The 12,196-nt window shown below is 39.9% G+C and carries 8 protein-coding genes; 2 read left to right on the top strand and 6 right to left on the bottom strand.

Annotated elements, in window-relative coordinates; all coding sequences use genetic code 11:
- Window positions 1-108 precede the first annotated feature (108 nt).
- Window positions 109-813, bottom strand: coding sequence for a SapC family protein (locus HUS62_RS15505; RefSeq protein WP_054563614.1), 705 nt, complete (start codon window positions 811-813; stop codon window positions 109-111).
- A gap of 243 nt (window positions 814-1,056) precedes the next feature.
- Between HUS62_RS15505 and HUS62_RS15500 the strand changes: the two genes are divergently transcribed.
- On the top strand, window positions 1,057-1,767 hold the full coding sequence (locus HUS62_RS15500) for a DUF6445 family protein (protein WP_175080226.1): 711 nt from the start codon (window positions 1,057-1,059) through the stop codon (window positions 1,765-1,767).
- Window positions 1,768-1,805: 38 nt separating this feature from the next.
- Here the strand turns inward: HUS62_RS15500 and HUS62_RS15495 are convergent, their stop codons facing one another.
- The 5 genes from HUS62_RS15495 to pgi all read right to left on the bottom strand — a co-directional run bounded on the left by HUS62_RS15495 (window position 1,806) and on the right by pgi (window position 10,746).
- The gene (locus tag HUS62_RS15495) at window positions 1,806-3,317 is read right to left on the bottom strand and encodes a tryptophan halogenase family protein (protein WP_175080225.1); all 1,512 of its coding nucleotides are present in this window, start codon (window positions 3,315-3,317) and stop codon (window positions 1,806-1,808) included.
- 76 nt (window positions 3,318-3,393) lie between these two features.
- Window positions 3,394-5,934 (bottom strand): TonB-dependent receptor, encoded by a 2,541-nt coding sequence (locus tag HUS62_RS15490; RefSeq protein WP_175080229.1) that lies wholly within the window; start codon window positions 5,932-5,934, stop codon window positions 3,394-3,396.
- A 709-nt stretch (window positions 5,935-6,643) separates the two neighbouring features.
- Window positions 6,644-7,354, bottom strand: coding sequence for a 6-phosphogluconolactonase (pgl, locus tag HUS62_RS15485; protein WP_058586230.1), 711 nt, complete (start codon window positions 7,352-7,354; stop codon window positions 6,644-6,646).
- Window positions 7,355-7,359: 5 nt separating this feature from the next.
- Window positions 7,360-8,832, bottom strand: coding sequence for a glucose-6-phosphate dehydrogenase (gene zwf, locus HUS62_RS15480; RefSeq protein WP_054563610.1), 1,473 nt, complete (start codon window positions 8,830-8,832; stop codon window positions 7,360-7,362).
- Window positions 8,833-9,099: 267 nt separating this feature from the next.
- Entirely contained in the window at window positions 9,100-10,746 is a 1,647-nt protein-coding gene (gene pgi, locus HUS62_RS15475; protein WP_175080224.1) for a glucose-6-phosphate isomerase, read from the bottom strand.
- A 348-nt stretch (window positions 10,747-11,094) separates the two neighbouring features.
- On the opposite strand from pgi, the gene HUS62_RS15470 reads away from it, so the two are divergent.
- The gene (locus HUS62_RS15470) at window positions 11,095-12,126 is read left to right on the top strand and encodes a LacI family DNA-binding transcriptional regulator (RefSeq protein ID WP_175080223.1); all 1,032 of its coding nucleotides are present in this window, start codon (window positions 11,095-11,097) and stop codon (window positions 12,124-12,126) included.
- Window positions 12,127-12,196 lie beyond the last annotated feature (70 nt).

Genomic DNA, 12,196 nt, shown 5'->3' with positions numbered 1-12,196 from the left:
AGTTAGTTGCCTAACTACGGATTGTGCATGATCATTCTGATCGGTCAACTGATCAACTTCTTAACTGATCAGCATTAGCCTAATGGCGCTTTTTTCAGCAGTTTAAAATTAAGCTTGAGCTGCTTTTAAACGTGCTAAACGTGCTACTTGGTGAGTAGACGTTAAGAAAGAGTAGATAGGTGCTAAGTAGCCACGCTTACGAAGGTCTAAGAACTCTTCATCACTTAGTGAGTTAAGCTTTTTCTCATCAACAAGGTAGATACCGTTGATGTCTTTTTTCTCACCTTTAATTTCTACAGTTAGCGTTTGAGCTACTAGTAGTTCTTTGTCTGCAAGGTACTTAGTGAATGCTTCAGTTACCTGAGAGAACTCGATGAAAGAAACAAGCGCTTCTTTACGACGCTTAAGGTACTCAGTTTCTTCACCGTTTTCGAAAAGTGCATTACCTGTTTCTTCGCTTACAAGCGGGCTTGCTTCGTCGATTACGATACCAAATTGGTCAGCTTCTGGGTGCTTAACAAGACCTAGTGGGTAACGAGTCATAGACATAGGTGCAAATGCAGCAGTCCATTTGTCGTCTTGAATGAAAAGGTTCTCGCCTGGCTCTAGACCAAATAAAGCAACTGCTTGGAATTGACCTGATTCGTTGTTTTTAACAAATGCCATTGGGAATTCATTTGCGATGCGTGCAAATTCGTGTGCAACCACAGGTACTAAGTGCTGAGTTTTCATGAACTCAATGTTGATGCCATTTTGAATTTTAGTGTTGGCATGTTTTTCGTTATGTAAAGGCTGTACTTGTTGCTCCGCCATGATACTGCTCCATTAATTTTATAATATGTTTTTGCTGTTAGTGCCCAAAGCCTATAGGTTTTGGCAACAAAAAGGAAGTGAAAATTTTGTGGCAGTTTGTACATTATAAATTAACAAATTTACCTACATTACCAATCAACCCCAAATGATGAAAAAACAAGCTATAAACAAGTAAATATTATCACGCATAAGCCACTATTTTTGTTAGTATATTCAACAATTATGGGGAGACTAAGGCAGACAATGGAAGGCTATCAATTAAATAAAGACTATAAAGTAAGCCAAGTGTTTATTGCTGAAATTAATGAGACTGTCATTATTGTTGATGACTTTTTACACAGCGTTGAGCCTATTTATCAATTTGCCACAGATACGGCCTATTTCCAGCCTTTTGGCAGCGATGGCACACTTTACCCAGGCAAACGAGATGAAATGCCTGCGCCTTATTACCGAGCCTTTGAGCAGCTACTTAACGAGCTTTTAGAGCAAGGGATCATTACAAGCGGTGAAAATAATTTATATCTTCACCGCTGTAAGCTTTCATTAGTTACTCAAAATGCGGATGAATTAAATACCTTACAGCGTATGCCACATATTGATTCAACGGATGATAAAACATTTGCAGCAGTGCATTATTTATCTCCTAAAGAATGGGGCGGCACAGGCATATACAAATACCTGCCTGAGAATATTATTAAAGTGACAGCTGATAACCAAAATAGCGTGCATAACATGATTGCTGATACAGAAAAACACAGCGCAACTCATCAAGGCTATTTAAATGAAACAACAGCGCTTTTTGAAAAAGTGGTGGATATTGAAGCGAAGATTAATAGGCTCGTAATTTATAAGAGCAACCTATTGCATAGCGCAGCTCTTTTTAATCACAAAGAGTACAGCAATGATATAAGCAACAGCCGTTTATCTATCTCTTCATTTTTTAGAATTAGCTAAGCTGACTAATACTTTTTTAGCCAGCTCAGTTAATCAAATTAGTACTTCTGTAAGCCAAATTTCTTTATTTTATCTAATAGTTCTCTGTGCTTAGGTAGCTCGCTTAATAACTGCTTGACGCGTTGCTGTTTAAATTCAGCAACTTGTTGATTGTCGCCCTGCTTAGATTGCTGTTTGGCAGGTACATAATGCATACCAAACAATACATATAAGTAGTTTTCTAAGTCGAATAAATCAAACTTACTGGCAAAGTCTTCGCGTACTGGTGTAAAGCGATGCCAGCGTGCTAGGTTATTTTTTAGTTTGTCTGATAACTGGTCGGCTTTTTTGTTATCACGCCAAAAGGCTGAATCAGTTCTATCCGAAATACAGTAATGCATTTTTATAAAATCGAACGTTTGTTGCCATACATAATTCACCTGCTGATTATAATCATCAGCAACTAAGTTAATGTCATCTCGGGTACGCGGAAAACGCTTTGCTAATAACCCCGCAGAAAAGTCTGCAATTAAGATGGCAGTTGCTTCAAGTGGCTCAACAAATCCTTGCGACAGTCCTATAGCGACACAGTTTTTGTGCCACATTTTTTCTCTATGCCCTACTTTCATTGGGATCTTTCTTGGCGTTAAGTGCTCAAATTTATTACCTAAATAATGATGCAATTTAGCGTGTGCTTGCTCATCGCTCATATACTTAGATGAATAAACAAACCCCACTCCTCTTCGCTCTGTGAGCGCAATATCCCAGATCCAACCGGCTTGGTGTGCCGTAGCAATAGTGTAAGGCGGTATTTCATCATCGCTTTGTGTCGGTACTTGCAATGTGATTGCAGTATCAGTTAATAAACTATCTGACTTATCAACAAAGCCCACCCCTAGTTTTTGCCCAATAAAGGCAGCCGAAAAGCCTGAGCAATCAATAATAAAGTCAAACTCTAAGGCGTTACCTTCTGAGTCGATTAGGTGTGTAATAAAACCTTGCTCATCACAGCTGACATCTTTAATTTCTGTAAACAGGTGTTTTACAGCAAAATGTTGCGTTGCATGGCTTCCTAAGAATGCAGCAAACTTTTTAGCATCAAAATGATAGGCATAGCCATTGATACCTGCATATTGCGGTGTCGCAATTGTTTTCGGTGCTAGGTTATTTTCACAACACGCATGTTGCTTAGAAACAAACTCGGCGTAATCATTACCGTTACCCTCAGCAAGCCACTGCTGCGTTAACTCCTCACCGAATATATGTGGGTGATCAAATAAATGATGGTAAAAGTTAGCACCATGTTTGTGTTTATCTAGCCAATTTACAAACTTGATTGACTGTTTAAAAGTAACATCACATTCATTGATAAAGTCACTTTCACTGATACCAAACTTTTGCAAAGAGTTGCGCATCGAAGGAACAGTACCTTCACCGACACCTATGCTGGCAATATTAGGAGACTCGATTAACGTGATCTCAATGCCACTTTGCAAAAGCGCATGACCCAAATGGTTAGCGGCTAACCAACCTGCGGTTCCGCCACCAACAATTGCGATTTTTTTTATCATTTTTACTCGCCCACTTTTTACTCACAAAAAAGCCCAGTGCGAGCTGGGCTTTCTTAATTTCGTTATCTAAATCAAATTAGAAACGTAGTGATACACCTAGCTTGTAGCGTGCTTCACCTTCAAAGCTCCATGCTGGGTAGCCGTTACGAAGCTCAGGAACGACTTCTGCATCAGAAGGAGCAACACCGATTTGTACGCTGTCTTCTTCAGTTAAGTTAACAGCTTCAAACGTTACGTCAATGTTGTCAGTTACGCTGTAGTTAGCACTGAAATCAAGAGTACCGTATGATTGGTGCTCACGGTTACCATAGAAACCAGGTAGCTCACGGATCATGTACTCTGAACGCCAGTTATAAGCTAAACGTGCTGAGTAAGTATCTGTTTCATAGTAACCCACTAAGTTCACAGTATGCTTAGACGAATCTGAGAATAATGGGATCATATCTGGGTAGTTTTCAGCTTCTGATGGTGCATCTACGAATGTGTAGTTTGCTGAGTAACCAAAGCCACTGTCAAAGCCATCTTGAATTTGTAGCTCGATACCTTCGATTTGGCCACCACTTGCATTAAGCTTAGTAGATAGCGTCCAGTTATCACCTTGAGTATCTGGGTCTACAACACCTATTTGTTGATTCAAGATTTGGCTTGAAGTAACAAATGATGTGATGTCTTTGAAGAAGTAAGTTGCACTTACCATACCGTCACCATCAAAGTACCACTCGATACCTAAATCAGCTTGAGTTGCTTTGAATGGGTTAAGGCCTACGTTACCTTTAGTTAGTACTTCGTTATTTGCTGTACCATCAGCGTAACCTGCAAAAGATGATGCAGAGAACATATCTGTGTAATTAGGACGTGCAATAACCTGTGCAGCAGAGGTACGTAAAATTACATCTTCAGCTAAATCGAATGCGATATTGATGCTAGGTAATACGTCGTTGTAGCTCGCTTTATCTGTGCTTAGTGAACTTTCGTACTCACCATTTGCAAAACCGTAGTAATCTGATTCTGCATCTGTAGAGATATAACGTAAACCGAAGTTACCGCGGATAGATTCTGCAGAGAACTCAGCCATTGCGTAAACTGCGAAGTTTTCTTCTTCGATTGTACCGTAACCTGAGCGGTATACAGCTGAATCATTATCGAAGCTTGCAATTGCAGCACGTGCATCAGCTACCATTTTGTCAAAATCTGGCTCAGGTAAAGTGAAACCTGCACCTGATGACATTGTACCTGAGTAGTAAGTCTCACCATCACCACTTGGTAATGTATCAACTAACGTAGTTGAGTAAGTCTCTTGTTTTACTTCATGGTCAGCCCAACGGAAACCTGTTTTGATTGCTGTGATAGCACCAAAATCAACAGGGAATGAAAGGTCTAACTGTGCGTAAGTTTCTTCATCTGTGTTAGGTTGCTTTTTAAGTGCCCAACCAGCTGGAGATAATGGACCTGCAAAATCTGATGCTTCAAAGTATTTGTTATTGATATCAATTTTTATTACATCACCAGTAGCATCATAAGTACCAGCGTAATCAGATGGAACACCGATGAAGTTACCGTAGTTTGCAGTTAGGTCTGTACCACCTTCTGATTCAGTTGTACCGAAACGACCTTTTAATGTGAAATAGTCACCCTCGTATTTAAGGCTGAAATCTGCTGTGTCAGATGTCATGCTTGCGATACGTGCCCAAGTTTGAACCCAACCTGGGTTTGCGCCTTCACCAGTACGACGGTAGAAAGTACATGTACCTGATGCATTTGTTTGCTCACAAGCTGCTTCTTTGTCGTCAGGGAACATTACGAAGTTTGAGGTATTTGCATTGTTTGCATCTAACTCAAGGCTCATAATGTTTAAACCTAGCTCTAGGTTTTCTGTAGGACGATACTGGAAAGTTGCATTTAATGCTGTACGCTCACGCTCTTGTTGGAACGTAGTAGGAACAATATCACCCCAACCGATCAGTGATTCGATACCGTTACGTTGGTAGTTTGTTTCAGCCCAAGATACTGAACCTAATAAACCGAATGTTTCTTCGTCATTTTTCCAGCTAAATAAGCCAGAAACTTGAGGGTCTGTTTCTTCAGAGATTGTGCCGTAGTCGGCTTTTGCACTTAAGAAAGTTGTACCAGCGTCAAGATCAAGTGGCTTACGAGTGTTAACAATAACAGTACCACCAACACCACCTTCTACAACGTCAGCTTGAGAAGATTTATAAACTTGGATTTCACCAACTAATTCAGGTGGTAAAAGCGTGTAGTTGAAGCTACGGTCGATTGATTGTTGGTCATACCAACCTGTTGATGCAACAGTTTGACCGTTTAAAAGTGTGCGTGTTAATTGGCTTGAAGCACCACGAATAGACACTTGCTGACCTTGACCGAATTGACGGTTAACAGCAACACCTGAAATACGACCAAGTGCTTCACCTACATCGCCATCAGGAAACTTACCGATGTCTTCTGCAGAAACAGCATCGACAACGCTGTCAGCAAAGCGCTTAGTATTCATTGAAGCTTCAAGTGAACGGCGAATACCGCGAACTTCAATTACTTCAACATCTTCTTGAACTTTAGTTTCTTCTGCTGCGTATGCAGCGCCAGTGAACCCAGCACTCATTACGAGGCCGATATTAACTGCTAATAAGCTTTTCTTAAAATTTTTAGCTAACACAGGATTCCCCTTGAATCATTTTGTTGGTTTTTTATATCACTTCTGCCCAGTGATGATGACAACGCTGTCATTTAGTAACAAACCATACACTCTAAATTACATTTGTGCTACATCTTTTTGGTTAATTTGTGCAAAAAATTTACAACGAAATAATCAAGCTATTGATATAACTAATATTTAATATTGAGTTTTTAAGAATTGTTACAAATAAACGGCGCAAATATAGCATGAGTGATATTGCAGATGAAAAGACCAAAAGGATGAGTTTTTGAAATTTGCTAAAAATTACATGTATTTTTGTAAGCTTTAGTTTCCATTGGACGTTTATTAACCATAACTAAAAGTTATATAAAACCTGTTATCTAACAATAAATTAGCTTAAAAAACTAACCTAATCCTAAAAGCACGCTGTCATGTTCAAATTATTTTTAACTTTTTCTGGGCAGAATGAGTTAAAGGGGATGTTGAGAATAACAACCAATAATAATGACAGCGTTGTCATTTTAATTATATAGAGCCATTTTGTACTTGTCTAACACTTTATCGGGCTATTTAAAGAAAGCGTATTTATGCAAAATCGTTTGTTAAAGATGAGAATTTAAAACAAAAAAGCGAGCATAATAGCTCGCTTTTGACATTGAGTTTAATCGGGCGATTAAGGCGCCCAATAAACTTCGATATTGATATGTGGGTGATTCAATACAGCACGTAAAGGCATGTCAGCAACTGCACCGCCCTCTTTCGCTTGCTTGTAAACAGCGAGCTTTTCTTCACCGCTAATTAAAAGCTTCACTACTTTAGAGTCTGCAATCGCAGCTAAAGTTAACGTCATACGCTCAGTGATTTTACCTGTTACATCGCTTTCAATAGCGTTAATTGCACATACTAAATCATCTGTCGCAAGGCCGTGTTCAAGGCCTTCGGCATGAGGGAAAAGAGAAGCCGTATGACCATCTGGACCCATGCCTAAAATTGTCACATCAAAAGGACGCTTTAATGCTTTGTATGCAGCTTCACATTCAGCAACACCGTTTTGTGCCGTTAATGCGTCATTTTTCATTGTTACGAAATTAGCTGCAGCGCCATGGTTTTGTAATAGCGTGCTTTTGATAAATGCTTCATTACTTTTTTCATGATCAGCATCAACCCAACGCTCATCAACCATAGCAACATCAATGTTTGCCCAATCAAGCTCAAGGTTTGATAAGTGCTTATAAGCAGGTGCTGGCGATGAGCCACCCGATACCATCAGTACCGCGCGACCATCTTCTTTAATACCAGCAACAAGGCTTTGTTCAAGGCTTGAAGAAAGCTCAGCTGTTAATTCGTCTTTGTTTGCAAAGAATTTTTCAACAATTGTTGCCATCTTAATTACGCCTTATCGCCTGTGTTAAACCAAACGTGGTTGTTTTCTTCTAAAAGCTCATCTGCATCTTCAGGGCCCCATGTACCAGCTCGGTATAACGATGGTGCACCTTTTTCTTGCCAACGCTCAATGATTGGGTCAATCCATTTCCATGCTTGACGCACTTCATCACGGTGAATAAACAGTGATGGGTTATTTGCTGCGGCATCTAACATTAAGCGCTTGTAAGCATCTGAATGGAAACCATTACTGTACGCTTGCGATAACTCAATGTTCATGGTTACTGGTTCTAATTGCATCTCAAGGTTATCAAGGCGCTTAGACATCAGTGTTAATTGAATTGTTTCTTCTGGTTGCAGACGAATAACAAGACGATTTGGCTCAATGTTACCTACGTTGTCAGTATAAACGTTGTGAGATACTTTTTTGTATTCAACAACGATTTCAGCACAACGCTTTTTCATACGTTTACCAGTACGAAGATAGAAAGGCACACCTGCCCAACGCCAGTTATCGATGTGCGCACGAATAGCAACAAAAGTTTCTGTTTTGCTCGCACCTTCGTTTAATTCTTCTAAGTAACCTGGGACGATTTTACCGTCTAAGTTACCTGGTACATACTGACCACGTACAATGTTTGCATCAACATCTTCAGCCACTAACGGACGTAACGACTCAAGTACTTTTAATTTCTCAGTACGGATGCTGTTCGCGTTTAATTTGTTTGGTGATTCCATTGCCACTAAGCAAAGTAATTGTAACAAGTGGTTTTGTACCATATCGCGTAATGCACCCGCTTTATCGTAGAAACCAGCGCGGCTTTCTAGGCCCACTGTTTCTGATAAGCTGATTTGGATGTTATCGATTGATTTTGCATCCCACAGGTTTTCAAACAGTGAGTTTGAAAAACGCAGTGCCATTAAGTTTTGTACTGTTTCTTTACCTAAGTAATGGTCAATACGGAATACTTGCTCTTCTTTGAAGTATTCAGCAATTTTTGCATTGATTGCTTCAGCAGACTCACCACAGTAACCAATCGGTTTTTCAACAACAACGCGTGACGTTTCTGTGATCAGACCTTTCTTAGATAAGATTTCACAACAGCTACCGTACACTGCAGGTGGTAATGAAAGGTAAAAAACACGAGACTTATCAGCATCGTGTTCATCAAGGATATCTTTTAGTTTATCCCAGTCATCATCGGCTTCGGTTACATTCGTTACAACTGGCACAAGATAAGCTGAAAATGCTTTCCAATCTTTTGCGTTGTACTCACCTTTACCTAAAAAGTCTTGTAACGCTTTATGTGCTGTTTCGATGTATTCTTTACGTTTGCTTTCTTCACGTACCGTAGGAAGGATACGAGAACCTTGAGGAAGGTTGCCCTCTTGATAAGCGCGATACATTGCAGGAAGTAACTTACGTAACGCAAGATCACCGCCGCCCCCAAAAATTACGATATCAAATGGATTTAACATATATCACTCTCTACATTGGCAATGCCATGTTAATCGACTCATACAGTATGGCAGTGCGTGTTGTTATCTGGTTGATTGGCTGTGTTAGATGATCCCTTTAACAAAGCCTGTTGAATTTGTTGTAAGTAGTTTGCTCATTATTCTTATGTTGGCTGAAGTAAATGAGTCTTAGGGGCTCTGTAAATCCTCTCACAAAAATACAGGCCCTAAGAACTCCAGCGCTACCCGTTCAAAGGTATTCGGTTTGCAGCTGTTGCTGCGAATCTATTACTGCTTACGATGTGTTTTATAGTAAGCGATCAGTCCGTTGGTTGAGCTGTCGTGTGGATGACTGACTGCGTCATCAAATAATTCAGCTTCAATTTTAGAGGCAAGTCCCTTACCTAGCTCTACACCCCATTGGTCAAATGAACAGATTTCTAAGATAATGCCTTGGCAGAAGATCTTGTGCTCATAAAGCGCAATTAAACGTCCTACCGTTTTCGCATCAACTTTATCTAACAACATTGACGTTGTTGGGCGATTGCCTTGGTGAATCTTATGATTCAATAATTCTGCAATTTCTGCTTCAGATTTACCTTTTGCGGTTAAATCTGCAGTTACTTGCTCTGCATCAACACCAGCCATCATCGCTTCGGTTTGTGCAAAGAAGTTTGATAATAAAATATCATGGTGCTTACCAACATTTACTTGCGGCTCAATTGAGGCAATAAAGTCAGCAGGTACAATTACATTACCTTGGTGCAGACATTGGTAAAAAGCATGTTGACCATTAATACCTGTCATACCCCAAATAATTGGAACCGTCGTGTAAGGAACCGTTTCACCAGCAAAAGTAACATGCTTACCGTTACTTTCCATCTCACCTTGCTGTAAATACGCAGGTAACATGTGTAGTGCTTGGTCATACGGTAAAATAGCTTGTGCCGTATAACCTAAAAAGCTAGTGTTCCAAACACTTAAAAGCGCCATTAACAATGGTACGTTATTTTCAAATTCAGCATTTTTAAAATGCTCATCAATTTCAAACGCACCTTCTAGGATCTCTTCGAACGCGTCGAAGCCTAGGTACAGTGCGATTGGTAATCCTATCGCACTCCATAAAGAAAAGCGACCGCCGACCCAATCCCACATTGTGAATACGTTTTCATCAGCGATACCAAAGGCCGCTGTTTTTTCTAAATTAGTGCTTACAGCTACAAAGTGCTTAGCAATATGTTCTTGCGCTTGTGCTGTTTGTAAAAACCACTCAACAGCCGATTTAGCGTTAGTCATGGTTTCTGAGGTTGTAAATGTTTTAGATGAGATAACAAATAATGTTGTCTCAACATCTAAAGCCTGTAAAACAGATGCAATTTGAACACCATCAACATTTGATACATAGTGAACATTTAATGTGTCGTCAGCATAAGCAGCAAGTGCTTCGGTTGCCATTTGCGGACCAAGGTTTGAACCACCTACACCAATAGCAACAACATCTTTTACAGCTTTACCTGTGTAGCCTAACCACTCGCCACTGCGTACTTTGCCAACAAAGGCTTTCATTTTAGCAAGCTCAGCGTTAACAGCGTCTGTTACGTTTTCACCATCAACCATTACAGCTGTGTTAGCGCGGTTACGTAAAGCAGTATGAAGTACAGCACGGTCTTCAGTAATGTTAATTTTCTCACCACTGAACATCTTTTCGCGCCATGCGCTGATATCGCACTCTTTCGCTAAAGCAATTAATTGTTCAAAAACAGTCTTATCAATTTGTTGTTTTGAGTAATCGAATAATACACCTGGGATCTGAGCAGAGAATTGCTCGAAACGCGTGCTATCTTTGGCAAATAAATCTTTAAGATGAATTTGTTTCATCTTCTTGGCACTTTCAGATAGTGCTTGCCAACTAGCTAATTGCGAACGGCTGCTCATATATATAATCCCCTCAAAACTTGCAACAAACTGATTTTTAACTATCTTTTTATTAATGTTGAATAAAGACAGCAATTAAAAACACGATGAAAATTAACACTAAGTTAAAATGACAACGCTGTCAATGTTCTACTTTTACATTTTATAGTCGAGATAATAGCGCAATTTTTCTCTTTTGACACCGGTATCATAAAAATTATCTCAATTATTTTACTGCTAATTTGGTAGAACATTAGATACACTAACTAACTTATATTAAATATTGATGTACCTATTCAGAAAAAGCGCTCTGGTGAACACTTTTCAATATTATTATAATACAAATATAACTAACTATAAAGTAACAGTATGAAAGTAACCATAAATGATGTAGCCAAACTCGCTGGTGTTTCAATGAAAACCGTATCGCGAGTAATTAATAAAGAGCCATCGGTCAGAAAAAAAACGTACGACATAGTGATGGACGCTGTTAACACGTTGAACTATCAACCAAACCTTGCAGCTCGAAACCTAGCAGGCACATCGTCTTTTACTGTTGGTTTAGTTTATGACAACCCGAATGCTTATTATGTCATCGATATGCAAAATGGTGTGTTGTCGCGCTGTAAAGAAGAAGGCTATGAGCTGGTGATTCATCCATGTAACTACCTTGATGGCAACATGGAAGAAGACTTTAAAACCATGATCAAGCGCTCTCGCTTAGCAGGCCTTGTATTAACGCCACCGCTGTCAGAGCAAAGCAGTATCATCGAGATGCTTGATGAAATGGGTATTCATTATGTACGCGTACTCTCTGGTCGCCCTACAGAAGAAGACCAAGACACTTGTATCTATGTGAACGACTACGCCGCTGCGTACGAAATTACTTCTCACCTACTCTCGCTAGGCCATAAGAATATTGGTTTTTTATGTGGTGACAAAGAGCATAAATCAACAACTGAACGCTTAGAGGGTTATCAGGCCGCATTAAAAGATCACAGCATCTCGATGAATGATGAGCTGATCTATGAAGGCCAGTATTCTTTTGAATCAGGTGTAGAAGGTGCAAAAGCATTGCTGGGTGAAAATAACCCTAAAAACATCACTGCCTTACTAGGCGGTAACGATGAAATGGCAGCAGGCGCGTTATTCGCCTCACGCTTAATGGGGATCGAAATTCCACAGCAGTTATCAATTACCGGCTTCGAGGACTCACCGTTCTCGCGTCAGACTTGGCCTAAACTCACTACAGCTCATCAGGCGAATGATGTGATTTCGCAGCATGCAGCGCGTTTACTGTTTAGAAAAACCCGTGGTGCACGTAATCAAGATAAAGACATCATCACGACCTTTACCCCTTCATTAGTGGTACGGGAAAGCTCAGGCCCAACCTCAGCTTAATTTATTCAAGTTACGGAAAAGCCGCTCTATAGCGGCTTTTTTAATGACTGATTTATATGTAATTACTAAA

Origin of the sequence: Pseudoalteromonas sp. 0303, from assembly GCF_013349995.1 — a bacterium.
In the GTDB taxonomy this organism is placed as follows: domain Bacteria; phylum Pseudomonadota; class Gammaproteobacteria; order Enterobacterales; family Alteromonadaceae; genus Pseudoalteromonas.
This window is presented reverse-complemented; position numbering and strand designations above follow the sequence as displayed.

Excerpts from the sequence above, each read along its gene's own strand:
- pgl (WP_058586230.1), bottom strand. The coding sequence starts at position 7,354 with ATGGCAACAATTGTTGAAAAATTCTTTGCAAACAAAGACGAATTAACA.
- HUS62_RS15490 (WP_175080229.1), bottom strand. The coding sequence starts at position 5,934 with ATGAGTGCTGGGTTCACTGGCGCTGCATACGCAGCAGAAGAAACTAAA.
- zwf (WP_054563610.1), bottom strand. The coding sequence starts at position 8,832 with ATGTTAAATCCATTTGATATCGTAATTTTTGGGGGCGGCGGTGATCTT.
- HUS62_RS15505 (WP_054563614.1), bottom strand. The coding sequence starts at position 813 with ATGGCGGAGCAACAAGTACAGCCTTTACATAACGAAAAACATGCCAAC.
- HUS62_RS15500 (WP_175080226.1), top strand. The coding sequence starts at position 1,057 with ATGGAAGGCTATCAATTAAATAAAGACTATAAAGTAAGCCAAGTGTTT.
- pgi (WP_175080224.1), bottom strand. The coding sequence starts at position 10,746 with ATGAGCAGCCGTTCGCAATTAGCTAGTTGGCAAGCACTATCTGAAAGT.
- HUS62_RS15470 (WP_175080223.1), top strand. The coding sequence starts at position 11,095 with ATGAAAGTAACCATAAATGATGTAGCCAAACTCGCTGGTGTTTCAATG.
- HUS62_RS15495 (WP_175080225.1), bottom strand. The coding sequence starts at position 3,317 with ATGATAAAAAAAATCGCAATTGTTGGTGGCGGAACCGCAGGTTGGTTA.